Origin of the sequence: Nitratireductor pacificus pht-3B, from assembly GCF_000300335.1 — a bacterium.
Lineage (GTDB): Bacteria > Pseudomonadota > Alphaproteobacteria > Rhizobiales > Rhizobiaceae > Nitratireductor > Nitratireductor pacificus.
The window spans coordinates 145057-162839 of record NZ_AMRM01000006.1 but is presented as its reverse complement, the minus strand read 5'-3'; the positions used below and the strand labels follow the sequence as shown (position 1 = coordinate 162839).

Here is a 17783-nt window from a genome sequence, read left to right as displayed (position 1 = left end):
ACCGCAAAACCGGACCGGTTAGGCCGGGCTGGCGACCCCTAGCGCGACAGATGCGACACATCTTCCGGGGTGCCGGTCGCGCTTGTGCGGGCGCGGGAGTCACGGCTAAACTCGGCATATGAGCGCTCCACGCCACACGCACTGGCCTGCATTCCCGGCCGCAAAACCGTCGCCGCGCACGCGGCACACGGAGCTTCTGCGGCTGTGCGCGCGCATCGGCTATTCGCCGCCCGTCTCCGCCTGAAGCATTGTCCGGCCCTGCCGGGAGCGTTCAACCGGAGAGAACAACACCATGACTTACCAGAATTTTTCGCTTGCCCAGCTTCAGGCGATGGATGCGGCGCATCATCTGCATCCCTTCACCGACCACAAGGATCTGCGCGCCGCGGGTTCGCGCATCATCACGCGCGCCAGCGGACCCTATGTCTACGACACCGAGGGGCGCGAGATCCTCGACGGCATGGCCGGCCTGTGGTGCGTGAATGTCGGTTACGGCCGCGACGAGCTTGCCGAAGTGGCTTACGAGCAGATGAAGGAGCTGCCCTACTACAATTCCTTCTTCCGCTGCTCGACGCCGACCCCGGTGCTGCTGTCGCAGAAACTCGCCGAACGCGCGCCGAAGAACGTCAACCAGGTCTTTTACGGCTCGTCCGGTTCGGAGGCCAACGACACGGCCCTGCGCCTTGTGCGCCACTACTGGGCGCTGGAGGGCCGGCCGCAGAAGAACCGCATCATCTCCCGCCACTGGGCCTATCACGGCTCGACGGTGGCCGGCACGTCGCTCGGCGGCATGGGCGGCATGCACGATCAGCTGTATGGCGCGGTGCCGAACATCGCGCATGTGATGCCACCCTACGCCTTCGAGTTGCGGCGTCCGGGCGAAAGCGATCATGATTTCGGCCTGCGCGCCGCGCAGGCGGTCGAAGATGCGATCCTCGAGGCCGGCGCCGACAATGTCGCGGCCTTCATCGGCGAGCCGGTCATGGGCGCCGGCGGCGTCAAGATCCCGCCGGAAAGCTACTGGCCGGAAATCGACCGCATCTGCAAGAAGCACGACGTGTTGTTGATGCTGGACGAGGTGATCACCGGTTACGGTCGCACCGGCGCCTGGTTCGCCGCCGAAAGGCTGGGGCTCGAACCCGACACGATCACCACCGCCAAGGCTCTGACCTCGGGCTATCAGCCCCTGTCCGCGCTGCTGGTCGGTGACCGCATCGCGAAGACGCTGGTGGAGAAGGGCGGGGAATTCTACCATGGCTACACCTATTCGGGGCACCCGGTGGCCTGCGCGGTGGCGCTCAGGAACATCGAGATCATCGAGCGGGAAGGGCTGGTCGAGCGCGTCCGCGACGACACGGGACCGTATTTCGCCAACGCCCTGAACGAACGGATCGCCGGTCACGGCATCGTTGGTGAGGTTCGCGCCTTCGGCCTGATGGGGGCGATCGAGATCGTCGCCGACAAGGAGACGCGCGAGCGCTTTCCCGGTCAGGGGACGGCGGCCGTCACCCTGCGCGATCATGCGATCGAAGGCGGCCTGATGATGCGCGCCGTTGGCGACACGATGATCCTGTCGCCGCCGCTGATCTGGACGCGCGACACCATCGACATGGCGTGCGACCGCATCGTTACGGCGCTCGACCGGGCCGAGAAGGATCTGCGCAAGGGGTAGGCCCGCAAGGAAAAACCGCGCTTCTTCGGGCGGGAAGAGACGCGGTTTTACGTTACTCTGACACGCCTTCGCGTAACACTTACGCTGCGAAGGCTTCCCGCTCCGGTACGCGAGACCTTATCCGGGGCCGGGGAGGCCGTTGATGTCTGCCTCGTCCCCTTTCTAGCGGGTCATGGTTACCGGGAAGTTAGCGGGATATCTAAAATCGAATTTTTTTGCCGGCGTTCTATTTTTTCTGATCGGGCCCTATTTTTTCTGATCGGGATGGCCGCGCAGGAAATTGATGATGCCGGAAAAGTCCGTGCCTTCATGTCCCATGGCGTTGAACAGCGTGTAAAGCTGCGTCGCCTCGGCGCCGAGCGGCGTTGCCGCGCCTGCGCTCTGGGCGGCCTCCTGCGCCAGCCGCAGATCCTTCAGCATCAGGCCGGCGGCGAAGCCGGGCCTGTAGTCGCGGTTGGCGGGCGAGGCGGGCACCGGGCCCGGCACCGGGCAATAGCTGGTCAGCGACCAGCACTGGCCCGAAGAGGTGGAAGCGACATCGAACAGCGCCTGATGCGACAGCCCGAGCTTCTCGGCCAGCACGAAGGCCTCGCCGACGGCGATCATCGAAATGCCGAGGATCATGTTGTTGCAGATTTTCGCTGCCTGTCCCGCACCGTCATTGCCGCAATGCACGACGCGGCCCGCCATCGGCTGCAGGATCGGCTCTGCCTTGCCGAAGGCTTTTTGCGATCCGCCCGCCATGAAGGTCAGCGTGCCGCCTTCCGCGCCGCCCACGCCGCCGGACACCGGCGCGTCAATCGACAGGAGCCCGTGCTCCGCCGCGATGGCATGGGCCTGCTTGGCGGACTCCACGTCAATCGTCGAGGAATCGATGAACAGGGTTCCCTTCGCCGCCTTCGGCGCGATGTCGCGATAGACCGACAGCACATGCTTGCCCGCGGGCAGCATGGTGATGACGGTCTCGGCGCTTTTCACGGCGGCGCCCGCACTCGCCATGATGGTGACGCCGTTGCTGGCCGCCGTCTCCAGGTTCTCGGTGACCAGGTCGAAGCCGTGCACCGTGTGTCCAGCCTTGACCAGATTGGCGGCCATTGGGTTGCCCATATTGCCCAGGCCGATGAATGCGATCGTCGCCATGTCAGTCCTTCCTCCCGATCCGGCTGCGGCTGACGCTGGTCGTCAGCGCCCCACCAGATGCCGCGCGATGATCACGCGCATGATTTCGTTGGTGCCTTCGAGGATCTGGTGGACGCGCAGATCGCGCACCAGCTTCTCGACGCCGTATTCGTGCAGGTAACCGTAACCGCCATGCAGCTGCAGCGCGTCATTCGCCACGTCGAAACAGGTATCGGTGACGAACCGCTTGGCCATGGCGGACCATTTCGAGGCGTCGGGCGCCTTGGCATCCAGCTTGGCGGCGGCGGCATAGAGCATCATGCGCGACGCCTGGATGCCGGTCTCCATGTCGGCCAGCTTGAACTGCAGCCCCTGGAAGCGGTTGATCGCCTGGCCGAAGGCCTGCCGCTCGGCAGTGTAGGTCAGGGCCTTGTCGAGGGCCGATTGCGCGCCGCCGAGCGAGCAGGCGGCGATGTTCAGCCGACCGCCGTCGAGGCCGGCCATGGCAATGCCGAAACCGGCTCCCTCGCTCGACAGGAGATTGTCGGCCGGCACCTTGCAGTCGTCGAAGATGACCTGCCGGGTCGGCTGCATGTGCCAGCCCATCTTGTGCTCCGCCGGCCCGAAGGAAAGGCCCGGCGCGTCCTTCGGCACGACGATGGTGGAGACGCCCTTCGGGCCATCGTCGCCCGTACGCACCATGGTGACGTAGATGTCGTTGTCTCCGGCCCCCGAGATGAACTGCTTGGAGCCGTTCAGCACGTAGTCGCCGCCCGATTTCACGGCGCGCGTCTTCAGGGCGGCCGCATCGGAGCCGGAACCCGGCTCGGTGAGGCAGTAGCTCGCCAGCCATTCCATGGATGTCAGCCGCGGCAGGAAGCGTTGCCGCTGCTCCTCGCTGCCGAACGTGTCGATCATCCATCCCGCCATGTTGTGGATCGAGATGAACGAGGAGAAGCCCGGGCAGGCGGCCGCCAGTGCCTCGAAGATCAGCACGGCGTCGAGCCGCCCGAGGCCGGAGCCGCCCACATCGTCGCCGATATAGATCCCGCCGAAGCCGAGCGGTCCGGTCTGGCGCACCACATCGGCCGGAAAATGCTTGTCGCGGTCCCAGTCGAGCGCGTGCGGAGCCACCTGCTCGGCAGCGAAGTTCTGCGTCATTTCCTGGATGGCGCGTTGATCGGCGTTTAGTTCGAACTGATCCGCCGCCGGCGAAACACTGGCATCCATGACGTCCTCCCGAGACGTTGTTCTTTCCTGTCCCTCAAGTTTAGTGCATTGAGTGTGCCGCGCAATGCGAGGCGTGGCACAGGCGCTTTGCATCAAACACGGATGACGATACGGACGGGGTCATGGCACGCGCCATCATGCTGCAGGGAACGGGGTCGGATGTGGGCAAGTCGGTCCTCGTGGCCGGCCTGTGCCGCGTGGCGCGCAGGCGTGGCCTGAGCGTGCGTCCCTTCAAGCCGCAGAACATGTCGAACAACGCGGCTGTGGCGGCCATTCCGGGCACCACGGAGATGGGCGAGATCGGCCGTGCCCAATGGCTGCAGGCGCTGGCCTGTGGTGTCGCTCCGACCGTCGACATGAACCCCGTCCTGATCAAGCCCGAGAGCGACATGGGCGCCCAGCTCGTCGTCCAGGGACTGGCACGCGGTTCGTCGAAGGCGCGTGATTATCAGTCGCGCAAGGGCGAACTGCTGGGCAACGTGCTCGAATCCTTCTCGAGACTTGGCGAGGACACGGATCTGGTCATCGTCGAGGGCGCCGGTTCGCCGGCGGAGATCAACCTGCGCGCCCGCGACATCGCCAATATGGGGTTTGCGACGCGTGCCGACGTTCCGGTGGTGCTGGTCGGCGACATCGACCGGGGAGGGGTGATCGCCGCGCTTGCCGGCACGCATCTCATCCTCGATGAGGAAGACCGGCGGATGATCGTCGGGACCATCATCAACAAGTTCCGCGGCGACATCTCGCTGTTCGATGAAGGACTGGCAGCCATCGAGCGCTTCACCGGCTGGCGCTCGTTCGGCGTCGTCCCGTGGCTGGCCGACGCGGCGCGGCTGCCGCCCGAGGATTCGGTGACGCTGGCGCGGCGCGCCAGCCCGACCGCCGCAAAGCTCCGGGTCGCGGTGCCGATGCTGTCACGCATCGCCAATTTCGACGATCTCGATCCGCTGTCGGCCGAGCCGGATGTGGAGGTGGTGTTCGTGCCGCCGGGCGAGCGCCTGCCGCGCGATGCGGGCCTGATCGTCATCCCCGGCTCCAAGTCGACCATCGCCGATCTGGCGTTTCTGCGCCGGCAGGGCTGGGCCGACGACATTGCTGCGCATCGGGCGAGCGGTGGCCGCATCGTCGGCCTGTGCGGCGGCTACCAGATGCTCGGCCGCTTCATCGACGATCCCTCCGGCATCGAGGGCGCGGCCGGCCGGGTGGAGGGGCTGGGCCTGCTCGATATCGAGACCCTCATGCAGCCGCAGAAGGCGGTGCGTGAGGTGAACGCCCGTTCTCCCCGCTACGATGCGCCCGTTACCGGCTACGAGATCCATATCGGCCGCACCGGCGGGCCGGATTGCGCCCGGCCCGTGGCGATGATCGGCGAGCGGCCCGACGGCGCCATATCGGAGGATGGACGGGTGAGCGGCACCTATATCCACGGCCTCTTCGAAAGCGACGCGTTCCGCTCCCGTTTCCTGCGCGATTTCGGCGTCGAGACCGGCGGGGTCAACCACCGTGAGCAGGTGGAGGCAGCGCTCGACGACATCGCCGCACAGCTCGAAACCCATCTCGACTGCGATGCGTTGCTCGCGGCAGCGCGCTAACCGTTGCGCTTCTCATCCGTCTTCGGCCAATAGGTCCCGAAGCACCAGACATTGCCTTCGGGATCGGCGCAGATGAAGTCGCGGCTGCCATAGTTGCGGTCCGTCGGCTTCTCCAGGATCTTCGCGCCGGCGGCCTGCGCCTGTGCGAACACCGCGTCGGGGTCCCGGGTGGCGATGTAGACCGACTTGCCGCCCGCCTGGCCCGGCCCGCCGACCATCTCGCCATAGGAATCATCCGCGGTCTCGCCGAGCATGATCATCGAGGAACCGAGCGTCAGCTCGGCATGCGTGACGCGTCCCTCGTCCTCGTGTCTGGCATGAACCTGGAAGCCGAAGGCCCCGACCAGCCAGTCCACCATCCGCGCCGCGTCCCGGTAACGGAATGTGGGATAGATGCAGGGCGGTTCAACAGGGGAATCCTGTACCATGAGAAGCTCCTTCCTTGTCTGTCAGAAGCGCAATCTGACAGCTGGGCGCCATCCGGTCTTGAAGGAATGTTACCTCCATCGCCGGCGCGCCGATAAGGCCTCTCTCAGACGAGGCGGGCTTTCCACTCCGAAGGCGTTTCTCCGGCAAATTCGGCGAACTCGCGCGCCAGATGCGCCTGGTCCGCATAGGCGCACTGGGCGGCGATGTCGGCCCATTGCGCCGCGCCGGTGCGCGCCAGCCGCAGAACCCGCTGGAAGCGCATCATCCGGGCAATTGTTTTCGGACCAAGTCCGATCTCCTCGCGGAAACGGTGCGCCAGATGTTTCCGGCTCCAGCCCAGATCGTCGGCAAGGTCCGCGATGCGCACGGCCCCCTCGGCGACCGTCAGCCGGCGAAACGCCTGGCGGATGGCGGGCGTGGGCACGGCATGCCGATCAAGTCGCCGATAGACCAGCGCCTCCACGAGATCGAGGCGCCTCAGCCAGTCGGATTCTTCTCCAAGAAGCTGACGAAGCCGCCCGGCGCTCGCCCCCAGGACCGCATCGAGCGGTACCATTTCCCCGGTCAGCGCATGCATCGGCAGGCCAAAAAACTGGCGCGCGCCCTGCGGCGTGAAGTTGACCTGGATGCAGGCGGATGCGCCGAAGGAATCGATCACCACCGGTCCGGCGAACAGGCCAGCGACGAAGGTTTCGAAACGCTCGTCGGGGCCCGGCGCGCGGCCCAGCGCGATGTTGAACGGCGCGCCGAAGCTGATGATCAGCGGCACCACCAGGGACGCCGCCTCGCGCTGCCGGAAATGTCCGGCCCGCGCTTCCTTATAGGCGATGAAATCCTCCACCGCATGCCGGTAGGCGGGCCGGGAAGCCCGTCGGCTCATCAGGAAACCGTCCGGCACCGGCGGAACCGGGTCTGTTGCCGAAGCTCTCCACGGATCAGCAGGACAATCCAGCATTCCCCGAAGTTAACGCATTCCGCATGGCGGCGAAATACCCCGCGCTGTTACGCGACCGGAGTCGCGCAACCGGACAAATGGGAGGGGAATCACGGCGTCCTGCGGTCGGATGCAATCAACTGGTGGCCGCATGAGCGGATAAGGACAAGGAGATCAATCGCTTCAGCATTTCCGTGATGCGCCGATCTAAAGTCCCTTGAACAGGACGCCTGCAGCCAGCAGGAGATAGGCGATCGTCATGATCCAGACCGCCGCAACGGGTATGAACGAGAGGACGTTGAACGCAGCGATCAGCGCGACCACGGCGATGATCAAGCTCAGGAGAAAAATGAGTTTTGTCGGAGCGTTGAGTACCATCTGATCCTCGCGATAAGTGTTTGTGCAAGGATGAAGGTAGCGTCGAAAGGGCTTATAGGCCAATAGATCGCAGCAGCGGGTTGTCGGACTCCATCAGGAGGCGCACCGCCAGCGCGAGGCAGACCAGCACCAGAAGAGGCTTGATCAGCCCCGATCCCTTCCGCATGGCGAGGGAAGCGCCGAGCCGCGCGCCGACGATCTGCGCCACTCCCATCACCAGCCCGGTCTTCCAGGAAATGGCGCCGACCGCGGCAAAGGCGGCGAAGCCGCCCACATTGGAGGCGAAGTTCAGGAACTTGGTGTGCGCCGTCGCCTTGAGAAGGCCATGGCCGGCCAGGCTGACGAAGGCCAGCATGAGGAACGATCCCGTGCCCGGTCCGAAGGCGCCGTCGTAGAGGCCGAGAAGCGGCGCGATGGTCAGGCCGAACAGGAGCGGCGACATGCGTTCGGTCCGGTCGAGATCGTTCAGGTTCGGCTTGAAGGCGAAGTACAGCGCGACGGAGATGAGCAGCACCGGCATCATTCCGCGCAGCAGCTCGGCCGGAAGCAGGGTGGCGATCAGCGCGCCGGCGATGGATGCCGCGAAGGCCAGGAAACCCGGCATGAACTGCCGTCTGATATCGACATGCCCGCCCTTGGCGTAGCTGTAGGCCGCCGCACCCGTTCCGAACAATCCCTGCAGCTTGTTCGTTCCCAGCGCCTCGACCGGCGGAAAGCCCGCAAGCAGCAGGGCCGGTATCGTAACGAGACCGCCGCCGCCGGCGATGGCATCCATGATGCCGGCCAGGAAGGCGATGAGCGCCAGGAGCGCGAGGATTTCGAGGCTTGCTTCAAACATCGGGGGAACCGGTCACTGGAGGCAAAAAATGCTGCGCCGGCCGATTGATCCGGATGCAGCCACGTCTAGTATGCGGGAAACAGGAAACACGCAATGTCGCAAACGCCGTCTCCCGGCAGGGAAGGGCCAACGCCGAAACCGGAACCGCGCAACGTGATGACGGCCGAGCTGCTGCTGCTGCTGCGCCTGGCCTTGTCCGATGAGGCTTTCGGGCGGCGCGAGGCGGACGCGCTCGAGGGGGCGGCGAAGGTTCTTGGTCTGGGCGCGGAGGACGTCGCCGAAGTACTCTCGGCCTTCGACGGGATCGCGACACAGCGGGACGTCGCCGCAGCACGCCTGTCGCTCCGCGAGGACAGCCGGGGTCATGCATGGCTCCTTGCGCGCCTCCTGTTCGACCTTGTCGCCAGGGATGCGACGCTCGCGCCGCGCGCCCACAGGCTGGCTGCCCGTGTCGGCGAGATCCTGGGACTGGCGCCGCAGGAGATGGAGGATCTCGCGGCGCAGGCGCTACAGCGGTGAACCGGAGCGCTCCGCGCTGAGCCGTCGCGCCAGTGCCTGTTCCAGATCCGGCGCGGCGCCGACGAGCGCCTGTGCCGCCGGAGTCGTGGGATGCCTGAGGACGTCGCTCGTCGGGCCACGCTCGACGATGCGGCCCTCATCCATCACCATCACCTCGTCGGTGATCGCCCGGGCGACCGTCAGGTCGTGGGTGATGAACAGATAGGTGAGGCCGAGCCGCTGGTTCAGATCGGCGAAAAGATCGAGGATCTGCGCGCGGATCGAGACGTCCAGCGCCGAGACCGGCTCGTCGGCGACGATCAGCTTGGGGCGTGTGATGATGGCGCGCGCGATGGAGATGCGCTGGCGCTGGCCGCCCGAGAATTCATGCGGATACTTGTCCATGTCCGCGGCCGCCAGCCCGACATCGTCAAGCGCCTGCGCCACCCGTTCACGCCGCTCGCCGGCATCGGGGCGCTTGTCGAAGAGGTGCAGCGGCTCCGCCACCAGCCGTTCGACGCGGTGACGCGGATTGAACGAACCGTAGGGGTCCTGGAACACCACCTGCATGTTGCGCCGCGCGCCGCGCAACTGCGCTTCGCTTTTGCCCTCAAGCGTTTCGCCCATCAGGCTGACCGAGCCGGCGGTCGGCCGGTCGAGGGCGAGGATCATCCGGGCAAGCGTCGACTTTCCGCATCCCGAACGCCCGACCAGTGCTGCCGTGTGGCCGGCGGGCAGGGAGAAACTGACGCCGTCCACGGCGCGGAACGGCTTTTCATGCTGAAACAGCCCCGTGCGGCGGCCCGGATAGTCGCGCGTGAGGTCGCGGACCTCGAGCAGGGGAGGCCCTGATGGCTTGGCAGAGGGGTCGCGCGGCCGCGCCGGCACGTGGGTCGAGGCTTCGGCCAGTTGCCGCGTGTAGGGGTGACGCCGGGCGCTGAGCACCGCGCCGGTGGGTCCGCTCTCCATCACCGCGCCATGCCGCAGGATCGTCACCCGATCCGCCATTTCTGCCACGACCGCAAGGTCATGCGAGATCAGCAGCAGCCCCATCCGGTTCTCGCCGACCAGATCACGCAGGAGGTCGAGGATCTGCGCCTGCAGCACCACGTCGAGCGCGGTGGTCGGCTCGTCGGCGATCAGCAGCTTCGGCTTCAGGGCGCAGGCGATGGCGATCACCACGCGCTGCCGCTGGCCGCCCGAAAGCTCGTGCGGATAGCGCGACAGGGGAAACTTCGCCTCGGGAAGGCCGACCCGGTCGAGAATGGCGCGGGCCCGCGCCTCGGCGTCCGCGCGGCTGACGCCGGTGTGCCAGCGTATGCCCTCCGCCACCTGCTCGCCGATCGGCTTGACGGGGTTGAGCGCCGTCATCGGCTCCTGGAACACCATACCGAGATCGTCGCCGCGCAGCCGGCACATGGCGTCCTCTGGCGCGGCGAGAATGTCGATTCCGTCGAAGGTGACGCGGCCTCGTGCGCGCGCGGCCTCCGGCAGGAGCTGCATCACGGTCAGTGCCGTCATCGACTTGCCGGAACCGGATTCGCCGACCAGGCCCAGGACCTCGCCGGGGGCGATCTGAAGGTCGATGTCCTTCAGGATCGGCGTGCCGCCGATGTCGAGGGACAGGTTCTCGATCGACAGGAGGCTCATCGCTCGCGCCTCAGTCTCGGGTCGAGCAGGTCGCGCAGCCCGTCGCCGAGCAGATTGAGGCCGAGCACGGTGACGACGATGGCAAGCCCCGGGAAGAGGGCCAGATGCGGCGCGACGATCATGCGTGTCTGCGCCTCGAACAGCATGCGGCCCCAGGAGGGCATCGGCGGCTGCGCGCCGAGGCCGAGATAGGAGAGGCCCGCTTCCGCCAGGATGCCGAGCGCGAACTGGATCGTGCCCTGGACGAGCAGCAGCGCCGTGATGTTGGGCAGGATATGCTCGATGGTGATCAGCGTCCTGCTCTTGCCCGCCGCGCGCGCCGCCAGGATGAATTCGCGCGGCCAGATGGACAGCGCGCCGGCGCGCGCCACCCGTGCGAAGACGGGCACGTTGAAGATGCCGATGGCGATGATGGCGTTGAGCGCGCCGGGCCCGAAGATGGCGGTGATCATGATCGCCGAGAGCAGGGCGGGAAAGGCGAAGACGAGGTCGTTGAAGCGCATCAGCACCTCGTCCACCAGCCCGCCGCGCGCCGCGGCCCAGGCGCCGAGCGGCACGCCGATCCCCATGCCGATCAGGACGGCGACGATGGCCACGGCGATCGAGTTGCGCGCACCGATCATGATCATCGACAGGATGTCGCGGCCGAGATGATCCGTGCCGAGTGGATGGTTCGTCGAGAGGCCTTTGAGCCTGTCGGCGACGGTCAGGTGGGTGATGTCGTAGGGCGTCCAGAAGAAGGAGAGAAGCGCCAGCCCGGCAACGGCCAGCGTGATGGCGCAACCGATCAGGAAGGAGCGGTTGGCGAGCGCCAGGCGCAGGAAGCCGCGCTCGGGCGGCGCGCCGGGAATGGTCGGATCCATGCTCATCGCCGTGTCCTCAGGCGCGGATCGACGATGGCGTAGCCGATGTCGACAAGGATGTTGACGAGGACCACCGTCGCGACGAGCAGCATCATCACGCCCTCGACGACGATCAGGTCGCGCTGGGTGATCGCCTGGAACACCAGCCGCCCGAGGCCCGGCAGGTAGAACACGTTCTCGATGATGATCGTGCCGGCAAGCAGGAAGGCGAACTGCAGGCCGAGAATGGTCAGAACCGGAATCAGCGCGTTGCGCAGCGCGTGATGCCACAGCACGATGCGGCGCGGCATGCCCTTGGCGCGCGCCGTGCGGATATAGTCCTCTCCGAGCACTTCGAGCATCGCCGAGCGCGTGACGCGGGCAAGGATCGCCGCCTGTGGCAGGGCCAGCGCCACCGCCGGCATGATCAGCGCCTTGACCGCCGGCCAGACGCCGGCGCCCCAGCCGGGAAACCCGCCCGCCGGCACCAGCCTCAGCCAGACGGCGAACAGATAGATCAGGAGCAGCGCGAACCAGAAATTGGGGATCGCCACGCCCACCTGCGCCGCCCCCATGACCATGGTGTCGGCAGCCTTCCCGCGCCGCGCGGCGGAAAAGATGCCGACCGGCAGGGCGATCGCGGTCGACAGGAAGAGCGCCATGAGGGCGAGCGGCAGCGAGACGAGCACCCGTTCGGCGATCAGGTCGATGACCGGCGAGGAATAGGTGTAGGAGCGGCCGAAATCGCCGACCATCATGCCGGAAACCCAGTCCACATAGCGCAGCAGGACCGGCTGGTTCAGCCCCATCTCGTCGCGCAGCGCCGCCAGCGCTTCCGGCTCGGCATTCATGCCCAGCATCAGGAGCGCCGGATCGCCGGGCACGATCTCCAGCACGCAGAACACCACGGCCGACGCCACGGCGAGCGTGACGAGACCGATGGCGATCCGCTTGATGAGGTAGGCGATCATGGCGGCGCGCGGCAGGCGGGCGATGCGGGGACCGTCAGTCGGCCCAGCGCACCTCGGTCAGGTCGTTCGCCTGGATCGGCGAGTTCTCCCACATGCCCTCGAGCTTGGCGTCCCACACGCCGACCTTCGGCAGCTGGAACAGGAACCCGTTCACCGCATCCTCGGCGATGATCTTCTGCGCCGTCTTGTACAGCTCGATGCGCTTCGCCGGATCCGCGGTCGCTTCGAGCGTGTTCATGACCTCCTTGAAAGCCGGGTTGTCGTAGTCGAAGTAATAGTCATCGCGCGCATAGATGTTGATGTCGTTGGGCTCGGTGTGGGAGATGACCGTCAGGTCATAATCTTTGTTCTTGAACACCTGCTCGAGCCACTGCGCCCATTCCACGGGAATGATCTCCAGCTCGATGCCCACCTGGCGCAGCTGCGAGGCGACGACCTCTCCGCCCTGGCGCGCATAGGGCGGCGGCGGCAGCTTGAGCGTCGCCTTGAAGCCGTCCGCGTAGCCCGCCTCGGCAAGCAGCGCCTTGGCCTTTTCCGGATCGTAGGAATAGGTGCCGGTCAGGTCGACATAGGCTTCGTTGGCCGGCGAGAAATGCGAACCGATCGGCGTGCCGTAGCCCGAGCCATTTCCGGCGATGATTTCCTCGCGGTTAAGCGCATGGGCAATCGCCTGGCGAACCTTGATGTCGCTGAACGGTTCCTTGCCGTTGTTGGTGGACAGAAGCGTCTCGCCCTCGGTTGCACCGATCTTGACGGTGAAGCGTGGATCGCTCTCGATCTGCGCCAGCGCGTCGCCGGCCGGCATCTGCGGGAAAGCCTGTACGTCGCCCGACAGAAGGGCGGGGATGGCGGCGGCGGCGTCGGGAATGACGCGGAATTCCGCCTTCTCCAGGGCGACGGCGTCGCCCCAGTAGTCGGTGTTCTTCACCAGCCTGACCGCCGACCCCTTGGCCCAGCCGTCGAACTTGAACGGTCCCGTGCCGACGGGCGTTTCCTTGTTGGCGTCGGCGGTCTCGGGCGCCACGATCACCGCATCGCCCCAGCCCATATTGTAGAGGAACGAGCCCTGCGGCGCCTTCAGAGTCACCTTCACCGTGGCCGGATCGACGGCTTCCACCGTGTCGATGGCGGCGAAAAGCTGCTTCTGCGCATTGGTCGAATCCTCGGCGCGTGCCCGGTCGAGCGAGAACTTGACGTCTTCCGCGTCGAAGGCGCTGCCGTCGTGAAAGGTCACGCCTGTGCGCAGCTTGAATGTGTAGACCTTGCCGTCGTCGGAGACCTCCCAGCTTTCGGCGAGGGAGGGCAGCACCTCGCCGTTGCGGCCGATGCGGGTCAGTCCCTGGAAGAGATTGGCATAGACGATCTCGTCGATGGCCGCCGCGGCGCTCGCCGTCGGGTCGAGATGCGGCGGTTCCAGGACGACGCCGACCACCAGGTCTGTGCGCGCCGCAAGGGCGGCGGTGCCGGCTGCCAGCAACAGCGCCGCGCCACCGATGACGGACTTGATCGTTTTCATGCGTCTCTCCCGGGAAACCTTCGATTTTGGAGGATTGAAGCGCGATTTCTCGCGCGAGTAAATCACCGTCTTGAAACAGGGCTCAGCCCGGCGGCCTGGCGCCGCGCAAAAGCGCGTCGAGGCTCATTGCCATGACCGTCGCCGACTGCACCATGTCCTCGATGCCGACCCATTCGTCGGGCTGGTGCGCCAGATCGAGTATGCCCGGTCCGTAGGCGACGCAGTCGTGCAGATGGCCGATGCGGGCAATGTGCTTCTGGTCGTAGGTGCCGGGCGAGATGATGTATTCCGGCTCCTTGCCGAACACCTCGCGGATGCCGGCGGCAATCGCCGTGGGCACCGGCGCGTCGCGGTCGGTCATCAGGGGCAGGACCTCCATCAGGTCGCGCAATTCGTAGTCGAAGCGCGGGCGCTCGCGCTTCAGCCGTTCCAGGATGGAGACCACTTCGCCCTTCACCTCGGCGATGTCCTCCTCGATCAGGAAGCGGCGATCAAGGACCATGCGGCACGAATCGGCGACGTTCGGCGCCGGCAGGCCGGGGAAGAAATCCTCCGTCTGGCCGCCATGCACGGAGTTCAGGTTCAGCGTCGAGCGCCGCGCGCCTTCCGGCACGACCGGCATCGCGGTCTGCTTGCGGTCGAGTGCTGGAAACAGTTCTTCCTCGAAGGCGGTCAGCACCGCGCCCATATGGCGGATCGCCGAATCGCCAAGGAACGGCATGGCCCCGTGGGCGATGGCGCCATGGGTCTCGATCTCGGCCCACCACACGCCGCGATGGCCGAGACAGATGCGGTCCTTGTTGAGCGGTTCGGGGATGATCACGTGATCGACGCGCGGTTTCGAGAAATAGCCCTTCCGGGCCAGATAGGCGACGCCGCCGAACCCGCCCGACTCCTCGTCCGCCGTGCCGGATATCTCGATGGCGCCGGGAAAATCCGGATAGACCGCCATGAACGCCTCCGCGGCGATGATCGAGGCGGCCAGCCCGCCCTTCATGTCGCAGGCGCCGCGGCCGAACACCTTGCCGTCGCGCACGACGCCGGCGAAGGGATCGACGGTCCAGCCTTCGCCCGTCTCGACCACGTCGATATGCGAATTGAAATGGACGGTCGCGCCGGGGCCCCTGCCTTCGCGCCGGGCCACGACATTGGCGCGCGGATAGCGGTCCGAATCGCCCGGCGTGCCCGTCCCGCGAATGAGTTCCGTGGCAAAGCCCCGTCCGGCGAGCCGGCGCGCGATGTATTCGGCGCACGGCGTATAGGCCTCGCCCGGCGGGTTGACGGTCGGGAAGCGGATGAGATCGGCGGTGAGAGCGACGAGGTCGTCGACGCGGCCTCGAACGGCCCGGGCAAGCTGTTCGTTCATGAACGCAATAGACCTTCGCGAAGGACGCTTGGCAAGGTCGTCCACACGCGATTGTGAGTGTGCCAATCTTGCACCAGCGGCGGGCGCGGTGCTCAATAAACGCGGTCCGTTTCAGGTTTTGTTATGAATTTGGACTAGCCTGACCCGTGCAGAAGCAAGAAAAACGGCCTGCAAGATGCACGGTACGGAGTGTCGCAAGCGCTTTCGGGCGCGACGGGATGCTCCGTTGATTGAAACGAATGCATCATGCCTGCAGGAATCCGTGACAGGTTTCCGGAGGCTGGTGCGTCAGAGCGGGGGGCGCTCATGAAACACTTTCTTTGTTCGCTGGCCGTGGCCGGCCTTCTTCTGGTCGGCGCGGTTCCTGAAGGTTTTGCATCGAGCCTTGTCGCGCGCGTCAGTGTCTCGAAACAGACGATGACCGTCACGCATCGCGGGCGCGTGCTGCACCGCTGGCGCGTGTCCACGGCGCGGCGCGGCTATGTCACGCCGCGCGGCCAGTGGCGGCCGAAGCGCATGCATCGCATGTGGCATTCGCGCAAATACGATATGTCGCCAATGCCCTATTCGATCTTCTACCATGGCGGCTACGCGATCCATGGCACGAATGCCGTTTCCAAGCTTGGGCGCCCGGCATCGCATGGCTGCGTGCGGCTCGATACGGCCAATGCCGCGCGGCTCTATGCGCTGGTGAAAAAGATCGGTCCGCGCAACACGCGCATCGTCGTGACGGACTGAAACCGCGCGCCGACCGGGGGCGGGGTCAGAGTGCCCAGCGCTTGTGGAACCACATCCACTGGCCGGGATCCTCCCGCACCCAGGCCTCGACGATGTCGTTCAGCATCTGCGCGCTGGCGGCGATGTCGATCACGCCGTCCGCGCCGCGGGGCAGGGTGATCTTGTCCTCGATGATGAGCCGGTAGCGTCCGCCCGGCAGGCGGACGCAGCGTGCGGGATAGACATCGCATCCATATTGCCGCGCCAGTTTCGGCAGGAGCGGGTTCGTCAGGCACGGGCGGCCGAAGAAGGTCGTGCGCACGCCCTTCTGAAATTTCTGGTCGACCAGGACGCCGACATTGCCCTTGTCGTCGAGCACCCGCGCGAGCTGGAGCGCGGCACCCGCCTGAGACGGCACGAGACCGCCCATCGCGCCGCGCCGCGTCTGCAGGATGTAGTCGGCGACATAGGGATTGTTCGGCGGACGGAACAGCGACGTGATGGCGAGATCGAAGTTCGACGCGGCGATCGGCAGGAACTCGAAATTGCCCAGATGCGCCGTGAAGAAGATGTGCGGCGTGTCCTTTTCCTCGCGCAGGAGCAGGAACAGGTCGCGGCCCGACACCTCCACCCGGCCCGGCGTGGCGGCATCGGTGTCGAGATCGAACAGCTTGTCGAGGAAGACATACTCCGCCGCGAGCCGCGCCATGTTGGCCCACATGTCCGAGGCGATGGCCTCGATCTCGGCTTCCGTTTTCTCGGGATAGGCGTGGCGCAGATTGCTGACCGCCAGCCGGTGCCGGCCGACCCAGGGGCCGGCGCGCCGCGCGATCGTCTCCGCCAGCCCCAGCGCCTTCTCTGGCGGCAGCCGGCGCAGCAGCGCCAGAACGGAAATGACGATCTTGCCGGTCAGCCAGTACTCGGCGGTCTTCAGACGCCGCGCGAAACGGATGAGGAAGCGCTGCATCGCGCCGGTCAACCCACGCGCAGGATGATCTTGCCGAACACGTCGCGGCCTTCCATGCGCGCCAGCGCCTTGTCGATGCCGTCGAAATCGACTTCGGTATCGACGACGGGGGAGACGAGGCCGGCGGCCATCTTCTGCATCGCGTCGGCCATGTTCTCCATGCGGCAGCCGAACGAGCCGATGAGCCGTAGCTGCTGCTGGAAGAGCTGCATCAGGTTCATGTTGGTCGAGACGCCCGATGTCGAGCCACAGGTGACGAGGCGGCCGCCGCGCCTGAGCGACAGCATCGAGCCGGCCCAAGTGTCGGCGCCCACATGCTCGAACACCACGTCCACGCCGCGCTTCCTGGTCAGTTTGCGCACCACGCCCTCGAACCGGTCCTCGCGGTAGTTGATCACATGGTCGGCGCCCAGCGCCTTCGCCTTCTCGATCTTGTCGTTCGAGCCGACCGTCGTGATGACGGTGCAGCCGATCCGCTTGGCGAGCTGGATTGCGGCGGTGCCGATGCCGGAGCCGCCGGCCTGAACGAGGATCGTCTCGCCCGGTTCCAGTTTCGCGTTGTCGAACAACATGTGCTCGACCGTGCCAAAGGTGACGGGCGCGACCGCCGCGCCGATCTCGTCGACGCCGGGCGGGGCCGGCACCAGCAGGCGCGCCGGCAGGTTGATTTTCTCCTGCGCGAAACCGTCGAGGTGGAACCCATGCACGCCGGAAACGTGCTCACAGAGATTGTCGCGGCCTTCGCGGCACGGGCGGCACAGTCCGCAGGTGCGCGCACCGTAGATGGAGACGAGCTGGCCGGGCAGCAGGTTGCCGACGCCCGCGCCGACCGCTTCCACTTCACCCGAAGCTTCCGCTCCGACGACCAGCGGCATCTTGCGCTTGGCGAAGGCCATGCCGCGCCAGCCCCAGACGTCGATATGGTTGAGCGCCACCGCGCGGATGCGCACCGTCACCTCGCCCTGGCCGGGCGGGGGCGGGGGCGGGAGATCGACGATCTTGAGGTCACGATCCGCGACGAGTTGCAATGCGCGCATGAGATCTTCCGGTTCTGCCAATTGGAG

Annotated in this window: 18 protein-coding genes; 5 read left to right on the top strand and 13 right to left on the bottom strand. The window is 66.2% G+C overall.

Annotation, left to right across the window (positions count from 1 at the left end):
* Positions 1-118: 118 nt before the first annotated feature.
* Together NA2_RS22150 and NA2_RS07245 are read left to right on the top strand one after the other, a co-directional pair.
* Positions 119-244, top strand: coding sequence for a capsid protein (locus NA2_RS22150; RefSeq protein ID WP_086005955.1), 126 nt, complete (start codon positions 119-121; stop codon positions 242-244).
* A gap of 48 nt (positions 245-292) precedes the next feature.
* Positions 293-1672 carry an aspartate aminotransferase family protein gene (locus NA2_RS07245; protein ID WP_008595873.1) on the top strand — a complete coding sequence of 460 codons (1380 nt, stop codon included), beginning with the start codon at positions 293-295 and terminating at the stop codon, positions 1670-1672.
* A gap of 246 nt (positions 1673-1918) precedes the next feature.
* Here NA2_RS07245 and mmsB read toward each other — a convergent pair whose 3' ends face one another.
* Positions 1919-2812: a 3-hydroxyisobutyrate dehydrogenase gene (mmsB, locus tag NA2_RS07240; protein ID WP_008595871.1), complete on the bottom strand. Its 894-nt coding sequence runs from the start codon at positions 2810-2812 to the stop codon at positions 1919-1921.
* Positions 2813-2854: 42 nt separating this feature from the next.
* Entirely contained in the window at positions 2855-4021 is a 1167-nt protein-coding gene (locus NA2_RS07235) for an isobutyryl-CoA dehydrogenase (RefSeq protein ID WP_008595869.1), read from the bottom strand.
* Positions 4022-4143: 122 nt separating this feature from the next.
* Here NA2_RS07235 and NA2_RS07230 point away from each other — a divergent pair, with 122 nt between their 5' ends.
* Positions 4144-5613 (top strand): cobyric acid synthase, encoded by a 1470-nt coding sequence (locus tag NA2_RS07230; RefSeq protein ID WP_008595867.1) that lies wholly within the window; start codon positions 4144-4146, stop codon positions 5611-5613.
* On the opposite strand, the gene NA2_RS07225 is transcribed toward NA2_RS07230, so the two are convergent.
* The 4 genes from NA2_RS07225 to NA2_RS07215 all read right to left on the bottom strand — a co-directional run bounded on the left by NA2_RS07225 (position 5610) and on the right by NA2_RS07215 (position 8192).
* A complete protein-coding gene (locus NA2_RS07225) occupies positions 5610-6041 on the bottom strand; it encodes a VOC family protein (RefSeq protein WP_008595865.1) in 432 nt (143 codons plus the stop codon). The genes NA2_RS07230 and NA2_RS07225 overlap by 4 nt on opposite strands.
* Before the next feature lie 104 nt (positions 6042-6145).
* Positions 6146-6922 carry a helix-turn-helix domain-containing protein gene (locus NA2_RS07220; RefSeq protein WP_244423601.1) on the bottom strand — a complete coding sequence of 259 codons (777 nt, stop codon included), beginning with the start codon at positions 6920-6922 and terminating at the stop codon, positions 6146-6148.
* Positions 6923-7183: 261 nt separating this feature from the next.
* Positions 7184-7354: a hypothetical protein gene (locus NA2_RS22145; protein ID WP_008595862.1), complete on the bottom strand. Its 171-nt coding sequence runs from the start codon at positions 7352-7354 to the stop codon at positions 7184-7186.
* Positions 7355-7406: 52 nt separating this feature from the next.
* Positions 7407-8192, bottom strand: coding sequence for a TSUP family transporter (locus NA2_RS07215; RefSeq protein WP_008595861.1), 786 nt, complete (start codon positions 8190-8192; stop codon positions 7407-7409).
* 156 nt (positions 8193-8348) lie between these two features.
* Between NA2_RS07215 and NA2_RS07210 the strand changes: the two genes are divergently transcribed.
* The gene (locus NA2_RS07210) at positions 8349-8711 is read left to right on the top strand and encodes a hypothetical protein (protein WP_210161289.1); all 363 of its coding nucleotides are present in this window, start codon (positions 8349-8351) and stop codon (positions 8709-8711) included.
* On the opposite strand, the gene NA2_RS07205 is transcribed toward NA2_RS07210, so the two are convergent.
* From NA2_RS07205 to NA2_RS07185, 5 genes are all read right to left on the bottom strand, one after another.
* Complete coding sequence (locus NA2_RS07205) at positions 8700-10340, bottom strand: ABC transporter ATP-binding protein (RefSeq protein WP_008595857.1); 1641 nt, start codon at positions 10338-10340, stop codon at positions 8700-8702. The two genes, NA2_RS07210 and NA2_RS07205, sit on opposite strands and share 12 nt — an antisense overlap.
* Complete coding sequence (locus tag NA2_RS07200; protein ID WP_008595854.1) at positions 10337-11209, bottom strand: ABC transporter permease; 873 nt, start codon at positions 11207-11209, stop codon at positions 10337-10339. Before NA2_RS07200 ends, NA2_RS07205 begins: the two co-directional genes overlap by 4 nt.
* The gene (locus NA2_RS07195; RefSeq protein WP_008595851.1) at positions 11206-12153 is read right to left on the bottom strand and encodes an ABC transporter permease; all 948 of its coding nucleotides are present in this window, start codon (positions 12151-12153) and stop codon (positions 11206-11208) included. The genes NA2_RS07200 and NA2_RS07195 overlap by 4 nt, the downstream gene beginning before the upstream one ends.
* 34 nt (positions 12154-12187) lie before the next feature.
* The gene (locus NA2_RS07190) at positions 12188-13669 is read right to left on the bottom strand and encodes an ABC transporter substrate-binding protein (protein WP_008595850.1); all 1482 of its coding nucleotides are present in this window, start codon (positions 13667-13669) and stop codon (positions 12188-12190) included.
* Positions 13670-13751: 82 nt separating this feature from the next.
* On the bottom strand, positions 13752-15035 hold the full coding sequence (locus NA2_RS07185; protein ID WP_008595849.1) for an acetylornithine deacetylase/succinyl-diaminopimelate desuccinylase family protein: 1284 nt from the start codon (positions 15033-15035) through the stop codon (positions 13752-13754).
* A gap of 306 nt (positions 15036-15341) precedes the next feature.
* Here NA2_RS07185 and NA2_RS07180 point away from each other — a divergent pair, with 306 nt between their 5' ends.
* Positions 15342-15773, top strand: coding sequence for a L,D-transpeptidase (locus NA2_RS07180; RefSeq protein ID WP_040677049.1), 432 nt, complete (start codon positions 15342-15344; stop codon positions 15771-15773).
* A 25-nt stretch (positions 15774-15798) separates the two neighbouring features.
* Here NA2_RS07180 and NA2_RS07175 read toward each other — a convergent pair whose 3' ends face one another.
* Complete coding sequence (locus NA2_RS07175; protein WP_040677046.1) at positions 15799-16719, bottom strand: lipid A biosynthesis lauroyl acyltransferase; 921 nt, start codon at positions 16717-16719, stop codon at positions 15799-15801.
* Between the two features lie 8 nt (positions 16720-16727).
* Entirely contained in the window at positions 16728-17756 is a 1029-nt protein-coding gene (locus NA2_RS07170; protein WP_008595842.1) for a zinc-binding dehydrogenase, read from the bottom strand.
* Positions 17757-17783: the final 27 nt, after the last annotated feature.

Bases quoted from the DNA above. Each gene is read 5' to 3' on its own strand.
- NA2_RS22150 (WP_086005955.1), top strand. From the start codon at position 119: ATGAGCGCTCCACGCCACACGCACTGGCCTGCATTCCCGGCCGCAAAA.
- NA2_RS07245 (WP_008595873.1), top strand. From the start codon at position 293: ATGACTTACCAGAATTTTTCGCTTGCCCAGCTTCAGGCGATGGATGCG.
- mmsB (WP_008595871.1), bottom strand. From the start codon at position 2,812: ATGGCGACGATCGCATTCATCGGCCTGGGCAATATGGGCAACCCAATG.
- NA2_RS07235 (WP_008595869.1), bottom strand. From the start codon at position 4,021: ATGGATGCCAGTGTTTCGCCGGCGGCGGATCAGTTCGAACTAAACGCC.
- NA2_RS07230 (WP_008595867.1), top strand. From the start codon at position 4,144: ATGGCACGCGCCATCATGCTGCAGGGAACGGGGTCGGATGTGGGCAAG.
- NA2_RS07225 (WP_008595865.1), bottom strand. From the start codon at position 6,041: ATGGTACAGGATTCCCCTGTTGAACCGCCCTGCATCTATCCCACATTC.
- NA2_RS07220 (WP_244423601.1), bottom strand. From the start codon at position 6,922: ATGAGCCGACGGGCTTCCCGGCCCGCCTACCGGCATGCGGTGGAGGAT.
- NA2_RS22145 (WP_008595862.1), bottom strand. From the start codon at position 7,354: ATGGTACTCAACGCTCCGACAAAACTCATTTTTCTCCTGAGCTTGATC.
- NA2_RS07215 (WP_008595861.1), bottom strand. From the start codon at position 8,192: ATGTTTGAAGCAAGCCTCGAAATCCTCGCGCTCCTGGCGCTCATCGCC.
- NA2_RS07210 (WP_210161289.1), top strand. From the start codon at position 8,349: ATGACGGCCGAGCTGCTGCTGCTGCTGCGCCTGGCCTTGTCCGATGAG.
- NA2_RS07205 (WP_008595857.1), bottom strand. From the start codon at position 10,340: ATGAGCCTCCTGTCGATCGAGAACCTGTCCCTCGACATCGGCGGCACG.
- NA2_RS07200 (WP_008595854.1), bottom strand. From the start codon at position 11,209: ATGAGCATGGATCCGACCATTCCCGGCGCGCCGCCCGAGCGCGGCTTC.
- NA2_RS07195 (WP_008595851.1), bottom strand. From the start codon at position 12,153: ATGATCGCCTACCTCATCAAGCGGATCGCCATCGGTCTCGTCACGCTC.
- NA2_RS07190 (WP_008595850.1), bottom strand. From the start codon at position 13,669: ATGAAAACGATCAAGTCCGTCATCGGTGGCGCGGCGCTGTTGCTGGCA.
- NA2_RS07185 (WP_008595849.1), bottom strand. From the start codon at position 15,035: ATGAACGAACAGCTTGCCCGGGCCGTTCGAGGCCGCGTCGACGACCTC.
- NA2_RS07180 (WP_040677049.1), top strand. From the start codon at position 15,342: ATGAAACACTTTCTTTGTTCGCTGGCCGTGGCCGGCCTTCTTCTGGTC.
- NA2_RS07175 (WP_040677046.1), bottom strand. From the start codon at position 16,719: ATGCAGCGCTTCCTCATCCGTTTCGCGCGGCGTCTGAAGACCGCCGAG.
- NA2_RS07170 (WP_008595842.1), bottom strand. From the start codon at position 17,756: ATGCGCGCATTGCAACTCGTCGCGGATCGTGACCTCAAGATCGTCGAT.